Source organism: Psychrobacter pygoscelis (assembly GCF_004335015.1).
Lineage (GTDB): Bacteria > Pseudomonadota > Gammaproteobacteria > Pseudomonadales > Moraxellaceae > Psychrobacter > Psychrobacter pygoscelis.
Map to the genome: position 1 here is coordinate 46,799 of NZ_RQRU01000006.1, position 22,728 is coordinate 69,526.

General features: G+C 44.6%; 28 protein-coding genes. 2 read left to right on the top strand and 26 right to left on the bottom strand.

The window, feature by feature from the left end:
* Nucleotides 1-8: 8 nt before the first annotated feature.
* The 26 genes from EGV92_RS11820 to EGV92_RS13985 all read right to left on the bottom strand — a co-directional run bounded on the left by EGV92_RS11820 (nucleotide 9) and on the right by EGV92_RS13985 (nucleotide 20,448).
* Nucleotides 9-815 carry a phage minor tail protein L gene (locus EGV92_RS11820; protein ID WP_131669505.1) on the bottom strand — a complete coding sequence of 269 codons (807 nt, stop codon included), beginning with the start codon at nucleotides 813-815 and terminating at the stop codon, nucleotides 9-11.
* Complete coding sequence (locus tag EGV92_RS11825) at nucleotides 802-1,728, bottom strand: hypothetical protein (protein ID WP_131669507.1); 927 nt, start codon at nucleotides 1,726-1,728, stop codon at nucleotides 802-804. The genes EGV92_RS11820 and EGV92_RS11825 overlap by 14 nt, the downstream gene beginning before the upstream one ends.
* A gap of 11 nt (nucleotides 1,729-1,739) precedes the next feature.
* Complete coding sequence (locus tag EGV92_RS11830; protein WP_131669508.1) at nucleotides 1,740-2,075, bottom strand: phage tail protein; 336 nt, start codon at nucleotides 2,073-2,075, stop codon at nucleotides 1,740-1,742.
* Between the two features lie 58 nt (nucleotides 2,076-2,133).
* Nucleotides 2,134-5,835, bottom strand: a complete 3,702-nt coding sequence (locus EGV92_RS11835; RefSeq protein WP_131669510.1) for a tape measure protein — start codon at nucleotides 5,833-5,835, stop codon at nucleotides 2,134-2,136.
* Nucleotides 5,836-5,913: 78 nt separating this feature from the next.
* The gene (locus EGV92_RS11840; RefSeq protein ID WP_131669512.1) at nucleotides 5,914-6,333 is read right to left on the bottom strand and encodes a hypothetical protein; all 420 of its coding nucleotides are present in this window, start codon (nucleotides 6,331-6,333) and stop codon (nucleotides 5,914-5,916) included.
* Between the two features lie 36 nt (nucleotides 6,334-6,369).
* Nucleotides 6,370-6,657, bottom strand: coding sequence for a phage tail assembly protein T (locus EGV92_RS11845; RefSeq protein ID WP_131669514.1), 288 nt, complete (start codon nucleotides 6,655-6,657; stop codon nucleotides 6,370-6,372).
* Nucleotides 6,658-6,704: 47 nt separating this feature from the next.
* Entirely contained in the window at nucleotides 6,705-7,064 is a 360-nt protein-coding gene (locus EGV92_RS11850) for a phage tail assembly chaperone family protein, TAC (protein ID WP_131669515.1), read from the bottom strand.
* An 87-nt stretch (nucleotides 7,065-7,151) separates the two neighbouring features.
* On the bottom strand, nucleotides 7,152-7,580 hold the full coding sequence (locus tag EGV92_RS11855) for a hypothetical protein (RefSeq protein ID WP_131669516.1): 429 nt from the start codon (nucleotides 7,578-7,580) through the stop codon (nucleotides 7,152-7,154).
* 19 nt (nucleotides 7,581-7,599) lie between these two features.
* On the bottom strand, nucleotides 7,600-7,962 hold the full coding sequence (gene gp17, locus EGV92_RS11860; protein ID WP_131669517.1) for a tail completion protein gp17: 363 nt from the start codon (nucleotides 7,960-7,962) through the stop codon (nucleotides 7,600-7,602).
* A 5-nt stretch (nucleotides 7,963-7,967) separates the two neighbouring features.
* A complete protein-coding gene (locus tag EGV92_RS11865; RefSeq protein WP_131669518.1) occupies nucleotides 7,968-8,456 on the bottom strand; it encodes an HK97-gp10 family putative phage morphogenesis protein in 489 nt (162 codons plus the stop codon).
* Nucleotides 8,453-8,785 carry a phage head closure protein gene (locus EGV92_RS11870; protein ID WP_131669519.1) on the bottom strand — a complete coding sequence of 111 codons (333 nt, stop codon included), beginning with the start codon at nucleotides 8,783-8,785 and terminating at the stop codon, nucleotides 8,453-8,455. Before EGV92_RS11870 ends, EGV92_RS11865 begins: the two co-directional genes overlap by 4 nt.
* 2 nt (nucleotides 8,786-8,787) lie before the next feature.
* Nucleotides 8,788-9,105, bottom strand: a complete 318-nt coding sequence (locus EGV92_RS11875; RefSeq protein WP_131669520.1) for a head-tail connector protein — start codon at nucleotides 9,103-9,105, stop codon at nucleotides 8,788-8,790.
* A gap of 14 nt (nucleotides 9,106-9,119) precedes the next feature.
* On the bottom strand, nucleotides 9,120-9,413 hold the full coding sequence (locus tag EGV92_RS11880) for a hypothetical protein (RefSeq protein ID WP_131669521.1): 294 nt from the start codon (nucleotides 9,411-9,413) through the stop codon (nucleotides 9,120-9,122).
* A gap of 76 nt (nucleotides 9,414-9,489) precedes the next feature.
* Nucleotides 9,490-10,725 carry a phage major capsid protein gene (locus tag EGV92_RS11885; RefSeq protein ID WP_131669522.1) on the bottom strand — a complete coding sequence of 412 codons (1,236 nt, stop codon included), beginning with the start codon at nucleotides 10,723-10,725 and terminating at the stop codon, nucleotides 9,490-9,492.
* A gap of 68 nt (nucleotides 10,726-10,793) precedes the next feature.
* Entirely contained in the window at nucleotides 10,794-11,663 is an 870-nt protein-coding gene (locus EGV92_RS11890; protein WP_131669523.1) for a head maturation protease, ClpP-related, read from the bottom strand.
* Nucleotides 11,647-12,903: a phage portal protein gene (locus EGV92_RS11895; protein ID WP_131669524.1), complete on the bottom strand. Its 1,257-nt coding sequence runs from the start codon at nucleotides 12,901-12,903 to the stop codon at nucleotides 11,647-11,649. The genes EGV92_RS11890 and EGV92_RS11895 overlap by 17 nt, the downstream gene beginning before the upstream one ends.
* Entirely contained in the window at nucleotides 12,900-14,609 is a 1,710-nt protein-coding gene (locus EGV92_RS11900; protein WP_131669525.1) for a terminase large subunit, read from the bottom strand. Before EGV92_RS11900 ends, EGV92_RS11895 begins: the two co-directional genes overlap by 4 nt.
* A 60-nt stretch (nucleotides 14,610-14,669) precedes the next feature.
* Nucleotides 14,670-14,885 carry a hypothetical protein gene (locus EGV92_RS11905; protein ID WP_131669526.1) on the bottom strand — a complete coding sequence of 72 codons (216 nt, stop codon included), beginning with the start codon at nucleotides 14,883-14,885 and terminating at the stop codon, nucleotides 14,670-14,672.
* 34 nt (nucleotides 14,886-14,919) lie between these two features.
* The gene (locus tag EGV92_RS11910) at nucleotides 14,920-15,375 is read right to left on the bottom strand and encodes a phage terminase small subunit P27 family (RefSeq protein WP_131669527.1); all 456 of its coding nucleotides are present in this window, start codon (nucleotides 15,373-15,375) and stop codon (nucleotides 14,920-14,922) included.
* Nucleotides 15,376-15,475: 100 nt separating this feature from the next.
* Complete coding sequence (locus tag EGV92_RS11915; protein WP_131669528.1) at nucleotides 15,476-15,820, bottom strand: HNH endonuclease; 345 nt, start codon at nucleotides 15,818-15,820, stop codon at nucleotides 15,476-15,478.
* 102 nt (nucleotides 15,821-15,922) lie between these two features.
* On the bottom strand, nucleotides 15,923-16,300 hold the full coding sequence (locus tag EGV92_RS11920) for an antiterminator Q family protein (RefSeq protein ID WP_131669529.1): 378 nt from the start codon (nucleotides 16,298-16,300) through the stop codon (nucleotides 15,923-15,925).
* On the bottom strand, nucleotides 16,291-16,608 hold the full coding sequence (locus EGV92_RS11925; RefSeq protein ID WP_131669530.1) for a dATP/dGTP diphosphohydrolase domain-containing protein: 318 nt from the start codon (nucleotides 16,606-16,608) through the stop codon (nucleotides 16,291-16,293). Before EGV92_RS11925 ends, EGV92_RS11920 begins: the two co-directional genes overlap by 10 nt.
* A gap of 418 nt (nucleotides 16,609-17,026) precedes the next feature.
* Nucleotides 17,027-19,570 (bottom strand): phage/plasmid primase, P4 family, encoded by a 2,544-nt coding sequence (locus tag EGV92_RS11930; protein WP_131669531.1) that lies wholly within the window; start codon nucleotides 19,568-19,570, stop codon nucleotides 17,027-17,029.
* 52 nt (nucleotides 19,571-19,622) lie between these two features.
* A complete protein-coding gene (locus tag EGV92_RS13980) occupies nucleotides 19,623-19,787 on the bottom strand; it encodes a hypothetical protein (protein WP_165525616.1) in 165 nt (54 codons plus the stop codon).
* Nucleotides 19,784-20,230 carry a phage regulatory CII family protein gene (locus EGV92_RS11935; protein ID WP_131669532.1) on the bottom strand — a complete coding sequence of 149 codons (447 nt, stop codon included), beginning with the start codon at nucleotides 20,228-20,230 and terminating at the stop codon, nucleotides 19,784-19,786. Before EGV92_RS11935 ends, EGV92_RS13980 begins: the two co-directional genes overlap by 4 nt.
* Nucleotides 20,231-20,289: 59 nt before the next feature.
* Entirely contained in the window at nucleotides 20,290-20,448 is a 159-nt protein-coding gene (locus EGV92_RS13985; RefSeq protein ID WP_165525617.1) for a helix-turn-helix domain-containing protein, read from the bottom strand.
* Between the two features lie 169 nt (nucleotides 20,449-20,617).
* Here EGV92_RS13985 and EGV92_RS11940 point away from each other — a divergent pair, with 169 nt between their 5' ends.
* A complete protein-coding gene (locus EGV92_RS11940; RefSeq protein WP_165525618.1) occupies nucleotides 20,618-21,289 on the top strand; it encodes a LexA family transcriptional regulator in 672 nt (223 codons plus the stop codon).
* Nucleotides 21,290-21,550: 261 nt separating this feature from the next.
* The gene (locus EGV92_RS11945) at nucleotides 21,551-22,393 is read left to right on the top strand and encodes a hypothetical protein (RefSeq protein WP_131669534.1); all 843 of its coding nucleotides are present in this window, start codon (nucleotides 21,551-21,553) and stop codon (nucleotides 22,391-22,393) included.
* Nucleotides 22,394-22,728: the final 335 nt, after the last annotated feature.

The following is a 22,728-nucleotide window of genomic DNA, read 5'->3' on the forward strand; positions in this document are numbered from 1 at the left end:
AACTCACCTTAACTGATGCGCGACGAAGCGAACCCGCCGTGCCTAAGTGGCTGGTTCTCACCGAATCGCAACTTACAATCTCGAATAAGTCCTCCGCACTCATCCAAGGCTGGATTATCTGTAGGCTTACCGTCTTTGGTAAACATAGCAGCGCCGGTATAACCGCATGACTCGCCACGATATTTGCCTTTGATACACCAATCACAGTATTTTGTAATCGTGCGTGAGGGGATTTTTTGATTTTGAGCTGTGAGAGGGGTGCTTAATTCAAAGACCACTTCGCTTGATGATTCACTTAGCGACTCTCTTGTTTTTTTGTTGATTTCCCAGTCCTGGAAACCAAATTGCGTGGGGTCGGCAGACGGGTTGCCGTCGGCGAAGTTGGCAGCGTCTAGATATTTAGCTAAGACACGTATCACTTTAAGCTTGGCGCCGACGAAGTCATTAAAGTAAGCACAAAGGACACCTACAGCGCCAAGTTGACCATCAATCATATTAGCAATAGCGAGAGATGGTGAGGACGGTCTACTGTCACCACGAATCTCTAAACCGTCGGTGGTGATAGGCATGGGGCTGAAAGTCTGCCCTTGCCAGATGATATTTTTTTTATAAATATCGTCTCTGCCCACTGGGGCAATAAACTTGGTCTTGTCTGTAAATTCAGCCTTGTTAGTGTATTCATAAATATAGCGCCAGTCTTCAAATGACACATGGCCATGCCACCGATAGACGTCGCCGCCTAGCTTGGTAGCATCCAACTCATAGAGCGTGACAAGCCCGGTGACGCTGAGCTTTTGTAAATCACTCGATAGCATTTTCAACATCCATAATTCGCTTTTCAAGACTAGCAATTAACTTGCCCTGTTTGACAATGACAGCATGCTGCAAAGCGACGATAGCATTTAAGTTAATGCCCTCGGCAAGCGGAGTATCCAGCTCAACTGTCTCTGTGTTACCTTCGTCATCAGTGACAGTTTCAGTGTTGCGCCAAAGTGTAAAAGCGGGATCATATTCACCTAGTTTTTCAGCGCTGAACGAGTAGTAGTGCCAATTAGGATTGTCTGCGGGAGCGGTGGAGCGATAAACAATCGGTTTAACAGCTAGCGCTTTTTGATAAGCATCGTCATCAAGCTCAAGCTCTGCGATGATATTTTTATACCGCTCCGATGATGTTGAGCGTTGCAACTCACCTGTGCTTGTGACAAAAACGTTTGGTGATGATGCGGTTGTTGTTTGATAAATACTCGTTGATTTTGAGTTGTAAAACTCTGTCCAACCGCCTGCCTCATCTGCATTCATTGTACGCATCATCAAAAAAACTTTATTTGTAAAACGGGGTAATGCAATCTGACACCCACGTTTATCATCAATACGTGAGTTTATGTTTAAAAGTGCAAAATTAGTAGTAAGACCTGCCACTTTGGTGGGATTATCGACGCGATATGTTGAATCAACTGCGTATAGTCCATTATGCAGTTTGTTGCTTTGATTTATATCAAAATCTGGATAATGTACTGTGTTAGGTATCTGATCATGTATTACACCTAATCCACTACTGCCCATCCCTAGTCCTGTTATTTCTATTACATTTTTATTCTCTGTACCAACCAACCGACTCGCCGCATTACTCTGATCACTAAAATTAGACTTAACTTTAGACCTAAAAACATACTCATTATCGCCGGTACGACCATCGCCTAAGCCGGGGTCGGGTATTTGTACTGTCATATCATTAATCCTTATACGCTAGTAAATTGTTCGAACTTAAGGGAGATTTGCCACATGTTGCCTTTGCGCTGAGACGTCGAGTAGCCAGTGCAAATATATTGTTTGGTTTGGCCATGCGGATTGGTCCAAAGGAACGGTCGTGACCCAGCGTGCTCATCAAGAAATTGCTCGATAGGTTTGATCACCGTTTGGTAGTCTCCAGTCTTGTTGCCAGACCACGATTGTGATTTATTATTGATGCCGATAGTCGATAGCTGCGCGTAGCCATCGCCAAACTGGGTACGATTGACTCTAAACTGGGTCTCTTTACTGGGACCCATGTTCATTCGCCAGTTAAATGTCTTCATTTATTTTTCCCATTAAAAAACCCAGCGCAGGGCTGGGATAGATGGTTGGGTTAGTGGTTTAGCGCATCCGCCGATAAATTTCACCGCCAGGGCTGAGCTCTTTGATGATCTGTTTCTGCGCGACGGCAGCAATGACATTGCCCATCTCTGCGCCCATTTTATTTTGAGACTCAATGGATGTGCCGCCGCTGGCATTAACCGTTACTGAGACGTTAACGTTGATGTTAGGACTATCATTACTACTCTTCGGGTTATCCAAAAACTTACTTAAGCGTTCGTTTTCACGGCGCTTGATGACCGCTTCACCTTGGTCAAGTAAGTAAGTGCCTTCGCGAGGTACATAATCCAAGCCGCTGTGGGCTTGGCCAATGATGGCAGGTTGGCGAATCTCTTGTATGCTTTTGACAATATCTGCTGTGGCGGCAGCAACACTAGCGATAGCTCCTAGATTCATTGGGAATGGTTGTGCTGCAGCCAGAGCTATACCTGTCTTTATCGCCATAATACTGCGTGCTATAGCCATCGATTTTTCCATGACAAACATAGCGCGATAAGCTTTAGACTGTTGTCCAAAGAAGCCGCCAGTGATTGCGGCCAAGCTACCGAACATATTTTCGGCGGATTGGATACGCTCTATCTGTAGCGCTCTTTGAGCTTCTTCTAGATCTTGGGCAATCTTTAAGCGTTTGTCAGCGTACTCAGTTTCGAGTTTTAAGAGTCGATCTTGATACTCTACTTCAGCAATTAATCCTGCATCTCGTAATGCATCTAACGTCTTATAGATAGCAGAGTATTCAGCTGCGGCCTTTGATGCTATCTGGTTGATACCAATGATGTCGCTTTCCGCTTTGCTACCGACTGACTGATATGCAGACTCATATTTGCTAAGAGATAAGCTGTTTAATATTTGGTTGCGAGGTTGGTTGACATCAACGCCAAGTTTATCCATCTCATCCAAGACAGTAAGCTGCTCGCGTAGCGCATCAAGACGCTTCTCATCTTCTGAGCGCAGATTTTGCCTGATTTCTAGATAAGCTGTCTCTGTAGCCAGTTGGCGTTTAAACGCTGCAACTTCATCAAGTTTTTTCTCGATTAAATCAAACTCTTTTTGATAGCCGTTATCAGCTAATGCTTGATATTCTTTTAGTACATCTAGCTTTTCATGATCAGCTTCCAAGAATTGCTTATGTAGTTGTGACTGTTCATACAATAAGGCACTCTGTTTGACTAAATCATCTGTTTGCTCTTTATGATATAGATCAAACTTGGATTGATCGGCACGCGCCGCCAAGTGTTTAAGATTCTCTTTTAAAGTGTCATTCAATTGAGACATGCTGTTGCTAGCATCATTTAAATCATAAACCCATTGCGCCAGAGTTGAGTTGCTCCCTGCTAAAGCGAAATCTTTATCCATATCTATAGCGATAGATCTAAATTTATCTGCCAATCGATATTGATCTAATTCTGCCGCTGCTTCGCGCAAATTGTCTTTCATGATTTTTGGTAAGTCTTTAAACTTACCGTTTATATTTTCTATTTCAAACTGGATTTTATACAGTTCAGTAGTAAACGGCGGTGTTAACTCATACATTTCACGCTCGATACCCGCTATGTAATCATAATAGCTGTCTATCAAGCTTTTCATATCATTAGCACTATCTTTTGCCTTCTTACCCATACCTTTAATAGCTTTGCCCGACTTATCGGCTGCTTTACCTGCATCTTCTGCGGACTGTGCTGCTGTATCGTTTGCTATAGCTAAGTCATCTAAGCTATATGTTGTCTTAACTGCGGCGTTTTTTTGGCGGTTAAATTGATTAACCACTCCATCTGTGTAATCCCGTAGTCCAGTTAATTGGTTTTTGGCTTTTTCACCCTGCCAATCCCAACCGAACCCAGCGTCTTCATACGAGAGGCGTCCGAAGTTGGCATTACCAAGTTTACCTATTTCACTAAACTTGGTACCGCCAAACAGCTCAGATGCGGCGCTTGCACCCTTAATTAATAAATTAACACCGCCTATGACGAAGTTGATGCGACTGACAATGCCGTTTGTCATACCCTCAAAAATACTAATAGCTGTGTTGCCAACACCTTTAAATACATTTTTGACAGCGACACCCATGGATTTAGTGTTTTGCCATGTCAACTTTGTAAAAGTTAGTGCTGCAGTACCCATATCATCAAACACAGACGCTGCTACTTGTATCAATCCAACAAAGCCGCCCTGTGTACCAGCGAATAAGCTTGAGAAATAATTACCAGCCGTGCTGGTGGCGCTATCTGATCCAGATACTAGGCTTCCGAGGAAGTTGCTGGCTGAATCCCACATCATGCCAAAGCCTTGTACTGCAGCGCTTGCAAGGTCTGACATAATTAGCGCCGTTACGCCAAGCGCATCGCCTAAGCTTTCCATCGCCCCAGTTAAGCCCTCTGTACCAACGACGATGGTTGCCAATACGCCAGCCATAAACATAATTGGGTGACGGTTAATAATAGTACCAAGTGACTTTAACGCTGTGCCCGCGCCCATTGCGCCACGTCCAACTAACACAACGGACGCCGCGCCTGCTTTACTGGCAGCGCTTAAGCTGAGCATAGACCTAGCTGCAGTCATGGCAGCGACGCTTTTTGCACGTAGTCCAGATATGGTTGCGGGAAAGGTGCGGATAAAAGCAAGCGAGGCTTGGGTTGCACTGACAATAGCAGTGCGATATCTGTGCATGGCAAGTTGCGCTGGGGTCGTCCCATTGACGATGGCCATTAAGCTGGCAGCAAGTCGTGCGGTGCTAGTAGCATTGGCCGTGGCCGCAGCAGCATTACTCACAAATGCTTTCGTAGCCGCGGCGCCATGCACGACGACCGACGCCAAAGCGGTGCGGTTGAGATAAACAAAAGCGCCTGCGGTAGTCAGTACAGCACCGGGTAATATATCTGTTAGCAAACCGGAGTCGATGAATTGGTTAAGCGTATCAAGTGCGGTAATACCAACACGTACGCTGTCTGCTAAAGTTTGACCAATGCTTGAGTCTTTTAACAGCTCTACTTTTTGGCTGATATTGAGTAGCAAGTTATTATAACTATCTCCCAGATTCGATATCGCACCATCGAGCGTACTCATACGCTCCGCCATAGCGCCAGCAAAGTTTGTTTTGCCAAGATCAATAAGGTACTGCTCAATCTCACTAGCGTTTTTACCGATCGTAGTTGTGACGTTCTGGAACGTGAAAGCGACTTTATTGCCCTCAGATTTCGCTTTGATACCAAATTCTTTTAAGCGTTCAAATTCGCCAGTGGCTGCGTCAGCTACGGCTTCGATCATTTGCGACAGGTCTTTGCCCATCGCTGACGCCGTATCGCCAAACGACATCATGGCTTGCTCTGATGGATGCAAGCCAAGGTTTACTAGCTGGCTAAAGCCCTCGACACTTTGCGATAAGCTGTAGGGAGTTTTGGTCGCAAAATCTTGTAGCGCGCTAAATGCTTTACTAGCGTTATCCATGCCGCCAGTCGCAGTGATGAGCTGTGCATTAAGTGTGTCAAACTCCCGCTGCACGGGTACAAGCTGTGAGACTAGCCCGCCAACCAAACCAGCCACACCGCCAAAACCAATGGCAAGATTCTTTTTCAGTGACTTGCTGGCTGATTCGATACTCATCAGCTCTTTCTTTGTATCGTCACTGGCTCGTCTAATATCACGACGATAGTTAGCTGTATTAGCATGTAGCAAAATATCGAGACGGGATAATACTTTTGCCATGCTACAGTTCCTTATTTTATTCTGGGCATTAAAAAACCCCAGTCATCACTGACTGAGGCTCTTATTTATTCGTAAAATTTATTCGTAAATTGTCACGAGTCTGCCATTTTTAAAAACAAGCATTTTAGACACATCATAATGCCATATCTCTATAACGCCATAAGCGTCCGTAGTTTTGCTGACACTTGAAGGTATGCCCCAAGTAGTATGTGCTTCTACCTGTGCTTTGGTCATGCCTATTTTGACATTTGGTGAGCGATCTAAGGGTGAATCAAAAAGCTCAGGCGCATAGTGTAAAGGCACTTTTCTAGAAAACTTGTCAAAGTTATTTTGTGGCTGTTCATTAGTCAAAACCACTTCACCGTCTTCATTCTTTTTTATGTACATGCCTGTATTATGAGCTTTATTACTTAGCTCATCGATGGCATTTTGAATGTCATCATCTGCATATGTATGGCAAGTGGCTATCAAACATCCTATTACTAAAAATCTTTTCATAACATCCCCCGCTATAAGTAGCAATCAAGTTACTACTTATAGCGACGGCTTGTCAAACATCGCCTGCAAGCGCTCAGTTTGCAAGCGTAACTGTTCTATCTGTTGTCGTTTTTCATATTCGGCCCGTTGCTCATCAGTCATCGGATTTGGATCGATTGGTAAGAAGTCACTGATTTTCTTTTCATCATCTCTATATTTTGCATAGAGCAGATGCGCGGTCTGTATGTCTTGTCTGTAGCCGCCAATTGGGTCGAATCTATCATAAGCCATCCACTCATATAGCTCGCTAGCAGACAGCTTGGCAGACAGTTCGCCGACTGTCATGCCAAGATGCGCGGCGAGCTTAAATAAAAATCTACGAGTTGGACGGCTTAAGAGTTTTTTCCTGCTTTATCTACTGCATCAGTAGAGATGCCGTTGATTTCATTGCTCTTGTTAAACACTTTAGAGACTATCTTGGCGGGTAGCTGCTTCACTTGCTCAATGTCATCTTCAGCAAATAGTAAGTTACCCTCAGCATCGCAAACGCTATGGACAAATACGGTGGCACGAATGCCATTCTTGTCCCTCTGCTCACCAAAAGCAGTCTCTAATGCTTCTCGCTCTCCAGCGGTATGCGGTTTAATATAGACATCACCGCCTAGCTCTGGAATTGATAATAGCTCAGGAGTCATTGCAGTACTGATAGCAGATAAAATATTCGCTTTACTTAACATGGTTGATTTAGCCATTTTTCTTTGCCTTAAATAGTTAAGCCCGCATTAAGCAAGCGGGCATTGGGTTGATTTTAGAATGGGTTTAGTTAGAAATACTTTGACTTAGGGAGTAAGGGACTTGCTTGGTTCGCTAGTAATAGTGATTGTGCCGCTCATACGGATTTTCTTTTTGTTGTCATCTGCACTCGGTGTGAGCTTACTGACCATGCCCTTAAACTCACGGCTCAAGCCAGATGCTTCAACAAATTTTAACTGCCAAGTTAGCTCCGTACCGTCATCAAAAGCAGTTTGGATTACAGTGTGCTGAGCATCGGTTGGATCAAGTACATACTCAAACTCAATCTCACTATCTTCTGTAAAGTCAACGACAGCTTTGACGGTGCGACGGTCATCTGTAGCGGTGACATCATCAAGTGTTTTTTCTTGCGTCAGTGGGTCACACTTCTGTAGATGCTTTACTTTATTAAACACTGAACCGTCAGTACTGACGAAAAGTTGATAAAAGCTATCGACTAGATTTTCTACTGCCATTGTGTACTCCTAGGTTTAATTACTCGGTTGGGGTGGTTTGCCAAAATTCATATTCTATTAACTGGCGGTAAAGTCCTGACTCTGTATCGCGCGAGCCAGTTTTACCGCCATATACAGAGGGTTTAATATTGCTGTTAATAGCATTAATAACTTTATTGGCTAATAATATGCTCTCGTATTTATCATCGTGCCAGACGTCTATTTGCATCCGCACCCACTCGTGGCCGGTGAAGCCGTCTAGTGTGTTTTCTGGTACGGTGCTGACGTCGGTGTATGTGATATAAGGCAGGGTGCTGTCGTCGTGTTCGGTTGCAACGTCTGCATAGACGCGATTGCTGACCAGTGAGTTTAAGATGGCTTCTAGCTGTACGGCAGCGATCATTAGCGTTATCCATTTGTCGTATATTTATCGATATTTTTAGCGAGCTTGTCGCTAAATCGCTCAATCATCAGATCAACATTGTGGTCAAAAGCGGGTCGCAGATAAGGAGTGGCGGGCTGCTTGACACTGCCGTACTCGGGGATGTGCCAGTAATTTGGAAACTCTTTTTGCTTAGTGCCCTTGCCGACATAGACGCCCATTACTGCACCTTGAGCAAATTCGCCAATGTGCTCGGATTTTGGGAGGCGCTTTTTACGGATAGCAGATGATAAAAGCCCCGGTTGCACTAACACTTTTTGACCACCTTTTTTAGTCATGGTGTGCGGTTCAGGTGCGACCAGCGCTCTTTGCTTTGCCTCCTTAACCACCGGCGTCAATGCGACATTAAGTGCGCTAAATAGCGCCTTACCTGCCAATTCGTTATCAAGTTCAGCGAGCTTGGCATCAAGCTCATTGAGCCCGTTGATCTCAATGCTGCCCCAATCATCGCTCATCTCGTACTCTTTAACATCAAAGTAATATATTCACGGCCGCTGTTGTCATCGGGTAGCGGATCGCCATCGATGTCATACATCAGTCCCATGTACTCCACGCGCATTTTGCTAGTGATGTCAGTGCGATAGCGCAGCTTACAGCGAGCGCGGATCTGACTATCCGCCGCCTTGGCATTGATTACGTCTTTAACTGACAGCGGCGTAAACTCCGCCCATAGTGTAAGTGCATGCTCCCATGTGGGCTTTGATCCACTGTTCAGTGGACCTGATTTGGTAACAGGTTTATATATTTTGACGCGATGGCGTAGCTTGCCAGCCTTGACTGCCATTTTTAAACCCCCATGCGACGATATGGTTGGAGTAAAGCTTGTACTGCCAATGGCACTTCAGCTGTTATCGTTCCAATCACAACAGCTTCACGATTGGCATACCAGTGTCCAATTAGCAACAAGCAAGCTTGGTCTATAGAGGCGTTATCGATAATGCCGTCCGTGTCATCACTTGGTACCGCAGTATCATAGATAGTCCGATCTAGCCAAGCTTGGCAATAACTACGAGCAGCACGTATATAACCCTCAAGCAAGGCATCTTCTTCGTGTTCATCTTGCTCGATTCGGCATTGGTATTTGGCTTGCTCAAGAGTAATCATGGTTAACCTTTGTTTTAAGACTGGTTAATCGACTTGGCCAAATCTTTCAGATCATCGACTCTAGAGCTCGATTTAAATTCAACGCCTCGCTCAGTTAAATACTGTTTAAGCTCTGGACCAGTCATGTCGTCAATATCAGCTACATCACTAGCCTTAGCTTCAACGTCACTGGCGTCTAATGCATCAACTTCTTCGGCGTAGCCTTTTGCGATCAGGTCACGCCCTTCGCTTTTTGTTGCTTCGGCCGTGTGGCCTTCCATAATAGTTTTATTACCGACCATGACGTCGGTAAGTGTGCGTACAAACATGATGTTATCTCCATAAAAAAGACAGCTGCTAATAGCTGTCTTTCTTGATTGTTTTGATACCACTGACCATTGATGACTAAGAATCTGCGTTCAAACCTGCAACTGCCGTAGCAAATTCACCCTTAACAAACGCTTCGGGGCGCTTAAGCGCTAACGCCAAACGTTCTTCGCAGCGGATAGAGATCATGTTTTTCTCAAAGTCATCTACGTTTTCAGTAGAGATCACCACGTTAGCTTCTTCGCGGTCAAAGATTTGAGCACCACTTGCAAAGGCGCCAGTTAAGAACTTGCCTTTGAAGTTTGGCTCGTCAGTATCGACAACTGGCAAGGCCCATAGCGTTTTTTCCAAGAACCCCATTGGGTTGGCAATAATGTAATTACCAAGACTGTTTTTAGTCAGTTCGATTTTCGCCCATTCCAAGAAGTCCATCACTGTGCCAGTGGCAGGCATACGTGCAAGGCGGCACTGCAGCATTGCCAAACGTACCACATCAATGTTAGTAGACTCACCAGCAAGCTTAATAAGAGGATTGAACTCTTCGGCCTGGGGCATAATTCCGTTTAGATTTGCTCCAGTACCATTACCAAATAAGATTTGCTCTTCTTCTTTTTGCTTTAAACCAAAACGCATTTCTACATCGATAGTAGACATCAACTGTTTAAAGTCATCTAACACTTGTTTGGATGCTTTAAACATATGGGCAATGGTAGCCACTGGTGTAATTTTGGTATCAAAAGTCATGGTAGAGTAAGGCTTTTGAGCGTTTTCAGCGACAGCAGCTGCATTGTTGGTAAATCCGCTTTCTTGTACCCAGAAGATAGCATTACTATCTGTTTTGCCGGGTGCGATTAAGTCGCGAATAAATAACCGCTGTTTAGGTGCTTGGTCAATACCAGGGATGCGAGTTGGTGCGATAATACCATCGGGAACATCAGGTGATGTAATAGCGTTGCCAACTGGAATGCGGATTTTTTGACCCGCCTGAATACCCTCTACAAATTCTGGTAGGCCTTCGTGGTTAGCAACAATTTGGCCGGCTGTTTGGAAGGTTTTATTACCTGCATCACTTTTGTGACGTGCGAATAACTGCTCCGCTTCACCAATACGAACTTCAAGATCGTTTTTAGCAACCTCCAAAGCGTTGGCGGTTGTTATTAGTTTATCTAACTCATTTTTTGTTTGAGCAGATAACTCTTCAGACTTCTCAGCTTTTTTAAGCGCATTTTCCGCTTTTGGCAGCAACTCTTCGTTAGCTTTTTTCAATTGCTTGTTCACAGCTTCAAGCGTGTTTTTAATTTCAAGGTCAGACATAATGCCTATCTCCATAAATGCGAAAACCCACCAAATGGTGGGTTTCTAATGTTTAATCTGGTTGAGGGTTAAGCGTTTAACTGCTCAAATTTAGCGGCTACAGCACGCAAATCATTGATCAGATCCTGCGGTATTTCGGTAGCGTCATGCATACCTAATTGGGCAGCGTCTTGCGTACCCTGTTTAATCTCTGCAATTAGTTCGCGTCGCTCGCTGCGTGGAATGCCTTGCATGGCCATCAGCTTGTCAATCTTGCGCACCGCGTTAGATGTGTTTTTAGTATCTTCGTCTTTTGTAACAATGTCGGAATCAAGGAAACCGTCAGCCATGCCGGTTTCTACGGCTGTTTTGCCGCTAATCCATGTTTCTGTATCCATTCGTGCTGCTAACTCGCCAGCATCTATACCGCTGCGTACATGGTAGACATCAGCGATAGTGCCGTCGATTTGCTCTAAGAAGTCAGCCACATCGCGTAAATTATTGCGATCACCCGCTGCAATCGTCCAACTGTTATGAATCATAAGAAAGCCTGCTCTGGCAATTTGTAGATCGTCTGCAGCCATAGCTATGAATGATGCAGCACTTGCAGCAATGCCTAAAATACGAACTGTTACTTTGCCTTTATGCTCACGCAAGAGGTTGTAGATTGCCAAACCTTCGAATACATCGCCGCCTGGGCTATTAATATTTACAATCACATCGCTATCACGGCCAATGTATTTTAGCGCTGCATTTATTCTCTTAGCAGTGGTACCGCTATCTGTCCACCAGTCGTAACCGATGGCATCCAAAATATTGATAACGTTGTCATCTTCGCTAGTATCAGAAGCTTTGATAGCACCATCCCATAATTCACGAGCTTTTGGCGTTACATCACTTTGCACCTGTGGACGCTCTTTGGTCTCTGGTGCTTTGGGTAGTTTACTGCGTCGGTCCATTGTTTTTAGCTCCGTAATTTTTGCCAACATGCTCAAGATTTATTAGCGCAGACTGCACTGTATAGACATCGCCGCCAGGTACTGGCGGTAAGTTTTCAAGTCGCCTTACTTCATTGCGATTCATCCAACCGTTATTAAGAGCGCTGTTGTAATATTCTGCACGACCCTTGCTGTCAGCCCTCAGCAAGCCTTCAACGGAAAACTCGATTGTAATATCGTCGCTTTCTCGCGGGTCCAATAGACTGGCTGCAAGCTCTTGCTCAATATTGACTAACAAAGGGCGTAATGTATTTGTTAAAAAGTGCAGCATTTGAGCTTCAGTTGATGACGCCCAGCTTGATGCTTTATCCATGTGACCAATCATAAAGGGCGGCACACGCCACAATCGGCACAACTCTTCAACGTTGTAGCTTCGAGTTTGTAGTAACTGAGCAGCCTCAGGATTCATAGTGATGTTCTGGTATTTCATGCCAGCTTCTAGCACCATGATGCGACCAGCATTTTCACTCATCGCATATTTAGTAACGTTGTCGCCAATCTGACCTCTTTGTTTTTCATTTAACTGTACATCAGTGGTCAGAAACCCGGACGGCTGCATTCCTTTTTTGAAGAACTTGCCAGCACTTTGATCAGCAGCGGTTGCACTACCTACCGTCTCTCTCCCTTGATATATAGTAGCCAGTCCATTAATTCCATCTGTCCCAAACCCACGAATATGCAAGATGCGGTTTTCTGGGATAACGCGCTCTTTACCATTTTTAACTTCTTTATATTCAAGGCTGCCGTTTTTTAACCGCTTCACTGTGATGCGCTGTGGCAAAAGCGGCTCTAATGATACTAAGCGCTTGCCAATATAAATCTTTTCGACATATGCATTACCCCACAGGCAAATACTAGCCACAATCATCAATCGAAAGCGGCTAGGCGTAAACTCCGCATTGGGCTTCTTACAAAGTAGCTTGTATAAGTGATGCGACTTAGCCAAGGTGCGGCTGCCATCATCATTATTCTGATAGACTCTAAGCGGTAGCGTCGAAACCGTTTCACTAATCAACCGTACACAAGCCCACACTGTAGATAATTGCAATGCGCTATCTACAGTGACATTTTTACCGCTGGATGTTTGCGTACCACCGCCTAACAAAGATAAGACCTGATTGGCGCTTAACTGTGTTATCTCAGATGGCACTCCCATAAACTCTAATATTGCAGCCCTGATAGGGCCTATTCGTTTTTTCATATCCCTACCATAATTGGGTTGCTTGCAAAATTATCTAAACCGTTATCTTGGTCATGCACACTCGCTCTGGCCAACGCCATAATACAAGCCACAGGTCCGTCGATTTTGTTCTCAGCGCGCTCTTTGTTGGGGTAAATATTATCCTTGGCGTCCACTTTAGCGACGACGTTTGACATCATCCATGTCATTACAGGGCATCCGCCGTGAGCGAGCAGTTTGCGCAGTACCAGTGCTTCAAGCTCCTTCATTGGCTCGGATATGTTTTGTACGGTGTGGCGTATCTCGACCATTGTCAGATCCTCTTTTTCGAGGTCCTGCGCGAGCTGCGTAGCTTGCCAAGGGTCGTAAGCAATTTCTTGCACATCAAAGCGCCCCGCAAACTCAAATAAATCATCTTTGATAATGTCAAAGTCGACCACTTCGCCCATGGTTAGGGTTAATAGCCCCTCATTGGCGAAGGTCTGGTATAGCTCCGTATTTACCTCGCCTTGATCGTCTAAAATGCGAGCATCAGGTAAATAGTAACGCCCGTGGACGTGATAGTAGGGGTCGTCCGCAGTCGGTGGAAACAAGAGAATCGTAGCGACAATATCAATTTTTGTAGCGAGATCGAGACCTATGTAGCAAGGTCTGCCCTCAAGCTCGGCAAGCGTTTTGCGCTTGGGCGCTTCCTGCCACTTGGCCATGTTCATCCAAGCTTCTTTAGCGCCCACCCATTCGTTCAGATGCTTGGTGCGAAAAGTGTTTTGCTTACGTGCTGACTGCTTGGCGTCTCGTTGCCGCGATTCTAGAAACTCACCGCCAACTGATATGTTGTAGTTGGGGTTGGCTTTTATCAGTACTAGCGGATCTGTCCAATCATCGTCTTTATCGATAGTAAAAATCATTGCCCATGTGTCGGGCATATCAATCGTACCCTCGAGCATTTTTTGACAGTCACGCATGCGCATATAGCACGGGCCGCCAATGTTGCTACCTGCCGTGGTGATGGTAAGCAATATGGGCTGCTCTCGTGCGCCCATGCCCGTTTCCATCGTGTCATACAGCGTAGAGTCTTTGTGCTCGTGATACTCATCAACAATCGCACAAGATGGGCTTGAACCATCGCCAGGCTTACCGATGATCGGTTCAAAACGGCTACCATCTATCACGATATGCATGTTCGAGGCGTTGACTTCTACACCGTAATAATCTTTGAGCTGTGGCGTGCGTTCTACCATGAGCTTAGCAGGGCGGAATACTTCCCATGCTTGCTTCTCTGTTGTCGCTCCACTATAAATCTCGGCTCCATACTCACCATCAGCACAGAACATGTAATTGCCGATGCCCGCAGCCAATGCTGACTTACCGTTTTTACGGGGCACGTACAGGTCAATCTTTTGGTAACGTCGTTTGCCATCTTTTTTCTTGATCCAGCCGAACGGGATGCAAACTGCAAATATCTGCCACGGCTCAAGCTTTAATAATTGCCGTTTCTGAGCCCACTTGCCTTTGGTGTGCGGTAGTAGCTGAATAAACTTGGCTACTTTTTCCGCTTTGTCTCGGTCAAACTTATACGGATATGATTTATTTTTGACTTGTTTTTTATCATCTAGATGCTTTTGGCATGCTAGCTTTATCCACTTGCACGCTATTATTTTCCCCGCAACCACGTCTCTAGCATATTTCTCAGCTTTAGAGACATTGGGTGTTTTACTGCGGGCCATGTGTTTATCTCGGGCATTAAAAAGCCCACCGTGATGGGTGGGCTTTTTAAAATCTTTTAATTATTTAACGGTTATTTCGAAACCTTCAACTTCACGATTTTCTTCAATTGGTATCCCGTGGTATGTTGGTTGTTTATCATAAATACCTTGATAGTCTAATTCTCTCATAAGCATACTGTGACACATTGGAGAAACTGTTATTTTAACGGGCAATAAGCTGGCTGCCAGTACTGTATCTAATTTATTTTTTAAAGCTTCGTTGATTAGCTCCATCACGTAATCTCTCGTAATTGCTTTAACCAATTATACATCATAGATCAGCAAATGGGTTGTCAGGCTTATTATCTTTAGCCGCACCCATCAAGCGACTGCGACTGCTTGGATCTAAGCCGAGTAGACTGCCGAATTGCACCATCTGCTTTTTGGCTTCGTTGGCCACGGTGACAGCTGGATTTTTAATAGTTGATTTTTCAGTCTCGATTGTAATGCCTACTCTGTCGATCTCTTCTTCAGCTTGCCGCCAGCGTTGGTAAGCCATGCAAAATGACTCGACGTTATGCAAGTCTGGCACTGTCAATATTTTGGCATCTAGCAATTCTGGTATTACAGTTTCCCACATCGTTGTCGCTAGTTCGCCTAACCACTCTGGTGCGTCAACTTTTTTTATAAGTGTAAATTCAGGCTCTGCGTCATTCAGCGGACGCTTGCCAGGATTGCCGGCCAAGCGTTTAAGCTCTGTTGGTTTTGGCTTGCGTCCACGTGTCATTTTGAGTCCTTACCTAAACTTTTAATTTCGCGGTCATAAAAATTTGAGGAGGGGGGCGGTCATTTCGGGCTTGACTCCGAACTTTTTACCTACCCCGGAGCTATTCATTAGCCGTCTTACGGCGATGGCAAGACTTGCACAGCGACTGTAAATTATTTGAGTCATCAGTCCCGCCTTGAGCTTTGGGCACAATGTGATCAACGTCAGTCGCTGGTATAAGTACGCCTGTATCTCTGCAAATTACACAGAGATAATCGTCACGCTCAAGTACCGTCTTGCGCAGTTTGCGCCACTCATGCCCGTAGCCGCGTTGACCGCTGTTACCAAATCTGCGTTGGCGCTTGGTCCAATTGCTACGTTGATCTGCGTGCTCATCACAATAGCCCTTGTCTTTACGTTTAACGATGTTTGGGCATCCGCGTTGGCGACAAGGGGTGTGTGGCATGTTTTGCTCCAAACGCAAAAAGCCCTACCGGCTAGGGTAGGGCTTAATGAATGTGTGGTGTAGTTGTAATCTTTGACTCTGTATACTTTATACCACTTCTTGTCATGACAGGCAAGTACTTTCTTCGCTGCTCACAGCGCCGATGATAAATCCGGTTGCCTCGCTTAGCATCTTATCTATTTTATTACGGCTACATTCGTAGCGCTCTGCGAGTTGTCGATAAGTGTACCTATACACGTAATATCTTAAAAACAATATCGCCAATGCCTCATCGTGCCGCATGAGTTTAGCTATTGCTTTGTCTATTTTGTCGGCCAGCGCATCGCTAATTGGTGGATACTTGGGTACATATCTATCCGGATCCTCTATGTTATCTCGCATCAACATCATCCAGTTTGATTTTACATCAAGGTGTCCGCACACACTATTATCTAATGCCCACTCACCGAACGCCCAAAGATCGTCGCTACTTATTTGCATCGTGCACCTCTCGTATCAAACCAAATCACAAATAAAGCATTACACGCTGCGTGCGCTAGATGATGTAGTCCGCTCTCATCGTCGTGTGTCTCGCCATCTGCATAAGCATAAGCATAAGCATGAGCGTGTCGAAGTAGAGCGTCTATGTACCGCTGACGGCCTTCGGGCACGTGTTGCCAGTTATCTTTGCTGTACTTCTCACAGCCGTAGGCGAGCACCTCAGCCACTGCACACAGGGGAGCGTATGGCAGTAGGCTTAGCTGAGGCTTACCTGCATCTTGCTTCTGTCCTTTATTATCGTCTGTCATAACTGCTCCAATCTAAACATTCTCTTAAAATCCGCAGGGGAGTATTTCTCGTACTGCTGATGACCTATGTGCCAAAACCTGATCTTGCCATCCGAGTACAAGTAATAGCTGGTGCCAACTGTCTTCCCACCAATCTGGCATACGATGCGGGTTGTACTGTTGGCCACGGTCAGTCTCCTGTTTATAAAATAGCCTAAGCAAAAAGGATTATATTATCTCTATTTCTTTATCTTTTCTTTTAAACTATTGAAAAATAAGAAGATATATAAATAAAAAACAAACGGATTAACACCTTGGGTCGTTTGGGTCGTTTAAACGCTAAAATAAAATAGTTCTTACACGTGTATAGGAGTTTTATGAAAATGACTTCTAAACGCCCCAAACGACCCAAATATCAAAAACAATCTGCAAAAAATAACTAATCCGCATTTTCTACGGTTTCAAAATCGCTTTTAACTGCGATTCCGTTGAAACCGCGGCCACGATACCCGTGGGCGTTTTTGAAAGAAGTAAAACCACGTGAGCTTAAACGCTTACCTAATGACCTGGCGTTGGGTATGTAGCGCAGCTCACCGCGCTCATTGGCGTATTGTTCCCAGGACTTCCATATCTCTGTGCTACCAGACCACTGCTTAGGGCCAATCTCACAGCAGTCGTTAATCCAGTCAGCAAGCAGATCCATGTCGGCCTTATACTCATCGCGCGCCGCTTGTATCTTGTCTGGGATAGCTAGACCGATGCGCTGGTACTCCAAGGCACCGCGGACGCACCAAGCTAAGATACCTGTCTTCTCAGCTGCCAGCTTCTCACCACGGTCTTTGTCTTTTACCACATCAGGATCATTGTCAAAGTTACGCTCGAAGGGGATAGGTAGGATGCGCCGCCAGATACCATGGTCATCACCTTTAATAATAGGTTTGTGGTTAGTCGGCATAAAGACTGTCCACGTGGGCATAACCTCAACGGTGGCCCTCGCATAAGCAGCTCGTGCTGGCATAGCCTCACCACCAGTCATGGCCTTAACTAAGCCTTCGCGCAGTGCGCTATTTTCGTCCGGCTCACTGACATAAACAAAGCGGCTGCCCATGAGACGCAGAATATCCTCACGTGGACCACCGCCACCGCCGCCAAACTTTGAGCCCATGAAGGTCTCATTAGCTGCAGTCTTAGCGTGATCAGCAAACACATCGCGGATAGCGCCAAGGACAGTCGACTTACCATTACTGCCGGAGCCATAAGGTATGACGATGATGTCTTCGTTGGGCGTGCCTAGCATGGTATAGCCGACTAAGCGCTGGAAGAAATCAATCATGTCACCATCGTCACAGAACACATCTTTAAGCGTCTGCTCAAAGACCGGGCATTTAGCACTAGGGATATAATCGACATCAGAGGCAATGGTGATACGGTCATGCGGATCTGCAGGTAATAACTTACCCGTGGTTAAATCGATGGCACCGTTGGCCACGCCAAATAGCATTTTGTTATTATCAAGTTCAGTAATGTTGATCAGTACGTCATCTTCAGAGCGGATAAGCTTGACCATGTTGCTGACCATTCGGGCATTGAGTGATTGACGGATGAAGTCAAACTGCTCGTCTTTGCTCATAAGTCCAAGACTGTCAAAGTCTTTGACCATGTCAGTAAGTGTCTGCTTAGCCAGTCTCTCGATATCAGTGTGCGATGCTCTGCGCCAGTAGTTACCTTCCCAGGTGTACCAGCTCTCAGTCTCAGCGACAAACATAATCGTATCGCGGTGATCATCAAGCATGCGCTTGGCGTTACCAAACTCAGTAAGCTCAGTCTGTGCTTCAAGCTCATCTTGTCCACGGTCACGTTTAACACCAAGCTTGGCGTCAATCTCTTTAACAGTCAGCGGATAGCCTAAGCTGTCAGCTTTTTTCTTCGCCGCATCACGTACCGCTTTAATTGAGACTACATCATTTTTGCTAAGCTGTTTACCGATGGCTGTCAGTACTTCGTCGGCAAGCTCAAAGACGTCTTCACTGCTTTCAATATCTGACAGATAAGTATCTAACAGCGCGTGCTTAATACTGCGCTCATACTTAGCATTGGCCTCGTTACCCCATTTAATAAGGGTACGTGCCGTGATACCGTCACCACCAAAACTATCCCAACGCTTAGTGATATCTTCGATACTTGAGTAGTTATGTGCTGTCGCTGACCATTCGTCATATAGCGCTAGGGCATCAGTACCGCCATCAAACTCATGGTGCAGCGCCATACCGACCTGCAGCCATTTGTCATAGTCTGACGCATCGATATGTGCTAAAAGATCTTTAGCCTCTTTGATAGACAGACCTACTTTAATGTTTGCGGTGAAGTCTTCAGGATCAGCTTTAGCTCTCATAAGTTTGGTGCTTGTTTCGCCGTCGGCAATAAGCCCAGCGTCTGCCGCCATTTGCTCAAACTGAGCGATGATGTCTATTACGTCGGCGGCGCTTATACTTGGCAGATCCAATACGTGATTAGCCTCAAGGCCTCCTAGAAAATCGACCCAATCATATGGCTGCCCAGTATCAGGATGGATGTGATAGGCAACAAACTGTTGTCCTTTACCTAAGATCTCTAAGCGCTGCTTAACGCCGTCAGTGTCTGTAAACCAACTGCTAGTATTTTTGCGCCAAGCAGGGCCAGACATACGATAAATAAGCATTGTCTTTGGCGCATTACCCACGCGTTCACAAGTAATGCCGTAGTTATCTTGTACCCACACACTAAAGCTAGCCACTAGATCGGCATCTAACACATCGACATCAATAGCACAAATCGGATAATCACCCACACCGCATTTCACACCAATACCCGCGTCAATATCAGCCGCTGTAAACTCGCGCGACTGCCAAGACTTAATAACTGGGCCTTTATGCCCAGCTTTAAGTGGTACGATGTGATAGCCGTTATCTATGAGTGATTGGGCTTGCATTTTTGAGTCCGTCATGATTAAATAAACCTTGAGAAAATTTCATGTTAAAGAAATACCAAAACCCCGATCAGGTGCGAACTGATTGGGGTTTTTCTTTGTCTGTATTTTTGCGTCTTAACTCTTCTACCCTTTGCGTATGCTCTAGCTCACGTCGCCAAGCCGCATCGTCAGCCGATGCGCTTAGATGACAACACTTGTCACCAATGGGGTATGGGCAGTTATCGCAATTCATTTGTCACCCCCACAATGATCATCCAGCTGCAGCTGTAGCGCGCGAAGCGTAGCCAAAGACCGCTGTATCTTGTCAGTCAAAGCTTTGTACTCTGAGCAGTCGATCCGGCCATCTTCCAGAGCCTTGTGCATCTCAGCGACCACTTCACCTTGACGCGCGCCCGTGCTTAGCACTGTCATCAGTAAATCGCCTTCAGTCGCGCCAGCATCTACTTTGCAAAACACGCCGCCCAATTGGTGTGCCATCGCGTGGATCATCTTATAGTCATTAGTAAACTCCATAATCGTTAACGCTTCATCTAGTCTTAAATGATGAGTGTCACAGTTTGGGTTTACTTTGCTGTTAAGCACCGTGGACGACATATCCATTCGAGCAGCTAGCGCAGGGCTACCGCCGTTTTTAGGGTTATGTACTGTCTTGTGCGCCGCGTCGATAACGTTCATCGTGTCGTGTCCTAAGGTAAAAACGTATTGTTAGTAGCAAGCTTTGCGTAACATTTGGGTTAAGCGGGTTCGACGGGTTGCTTGTTGATTGTCTGAGCATATAAAACGTTAAGTGCCTCGGCGTCGTCCCATCTAGGGTTTTTAATAGCGCCAGAAGCTATGCGAGAAATTTTGGATTGGTCAATACCCGTTGCCGCCGAAATAGTGAGTTGAGTCATGCCAGCTCCTATCAGAGCTTCGATTTTTCTAGCAGGATGCATGTCAGTCTCCATAATTGATTAACTGAACTTATTATAATGCATTTTTGCATAGAGTAAACCCATTTATGGATAGAAGCTTTCAAAATATGCAGAAATGCATAAAAATAGAACATCATTTGGACTTGTTATGAGCCACTTAAAGATGAATTACATCGCAAAGAACCTTACATACTTATTAAGTAAGCACAATTTGAATGCATATCAATTGCAAGATGCGTCGGGCATCGCACAATCTACAACTTTTAGAATTATTAATGGTGAGACAGAAAGTCCTTCACAGAAAACCGTTTCAAAGTACGCATCATTTTTTAAATACGATGTATCGGATCTAATGTTTAAGGATCTGGAAACGGAATTGGGGGATGGTGACAACTTCAAACGTTTGCAGGATACACAAGTAAGGCAGGTCCCAGTCCTTAATTTCGTACAGGCAGGTAAATTCTGTGAGTACCACGATGGGGCTATAGCAGATGAATATGAGCCGATAAGTGGCGATTATGGCCCTAATGTTTATTGGGTGATTATTGAGGGCCTTAGCATGGTTCCAGACTTCCAGCCTAAAGAGTATGTTTTGATTGATCCTGATACTCAGCCTATACCTGGTGATTTTGTTGTGGCTTTAAAGCATGGAGAGAAAAAAGTAACTTTTAAGAAGTGGCGTCCTAGAGGATTCGATGAAAACGGAGTGGAGTATTTTCAGTTAGTACCATCCAATCCAGATTTCCCAACCATTGATAGTCGTCGTGAGCCCTTTGACATATGCGGAGTTGCGCTAGAACAAAAGCGAAAATTGAGGTAGTCGGAGGACAAGTGAGAAATTTTAAATGGTTTTCATTAAGCCTTTTCCGATACTTTTGCAGTTAGCGACTTAGAAGATATATGTAATTACTACTATAGTTAGTCAAAGTTGTAAAATAATGGGAGCTAATATTATGAAAACATACACTTATTACTGGCTAGAACACTTTTTAAAAACTGCTACTGTAGTTGGTAGTTTGCCAGCGGGTTGGTGCGTATATCGTGAAGCGGTAGATTTTGAGGAATAGGAAAAGGATTAACTATGGCAACTACAGTTGAATTTTATAAAGTAAGCTTTTTTAAGGAAGAACAGGGCAACTCTATGACTTTAGAGGATTACTTCGCATCTATAGTTAGCAAATCTCTTGGATTTAGAGATGAGTTCGATAGAGATATTTATGATTTTAAAAAAATAAATAATATGTACTATGGTGGAGTGTTTAGAAAGATCAGAACTGATGAGATCATTGAAACAGGTAAAGTTGGGTCTGAGGGTAGACGTATCCAATATCCACAAGGAGAAGGTAAGCTAGAAACAAACCACCTTGTCTTTTTTCCGCAATATGACGTTATAGGCTATGTAAGAAACGTACATGCTAACCACTTTAAACGACTAGAAAAATGTCTCTCTGAAGCTTTTAAACGTAAAGTCCTACTTTCACCGCTGATCACTAAAGGTTCTTTACGCAACATCTTACATAATAAAGTTGTATTAAAAATGGACGTATCTGTTCCCGTCAGTGCAAGTGATATCTCAAATGATGGAGCACTTTGGTCGGATGAAGCTATGCGCGCTGTCGCTAAATCTGGAGTAGATATTTTAAAGCTGCAAGCCAATGTAGATTTGAGGAGTACAAAGCACGGAAAAATTAAAAATGCATATGAGAATATAAAAAATCTGCTTTCTAAGGGCGCGACACGAGCTGTCGTTCAAGTTGAAGATATCGATGGCAAGCTGGACAAAATTGACTTAATTGCTGATAGAATAGTGTTCGAAGATGATTCCTACTCTTATGCAAAAGAGGCAAAGAAATCAGACTTTTTCTATGACAAAATTGTCGACGCATATTTAGGGAAACTAGATGAAATCGAGAGGGTCTGCTGAGATATATGAATGGTTAGGCTATAGCCTAGCTATCTCAGTAGGCGTGTGTTTTATGTTCCAAGAGAGTATTCTTAGCATCGACCCCAACCAAGCTAATGAGGTGCTAAAGACTCTTATTACATTGTATGGCACCTTACTTGGTTTTGTATTAACACTCATGGCTATAGTTATTAGTTTATCTGATAAACCTATCGTTAAGAATATGACAAAATCTGGGCACTATTCAAATTTACTAACAAGTAACAAGGTGCTATCTTTTCTTTACTTCTGCAGTCTTGCTGTGTTTATGATTACTTTAATGATTAATGAGCTTAAACCGCAGTTCTATTTAATCT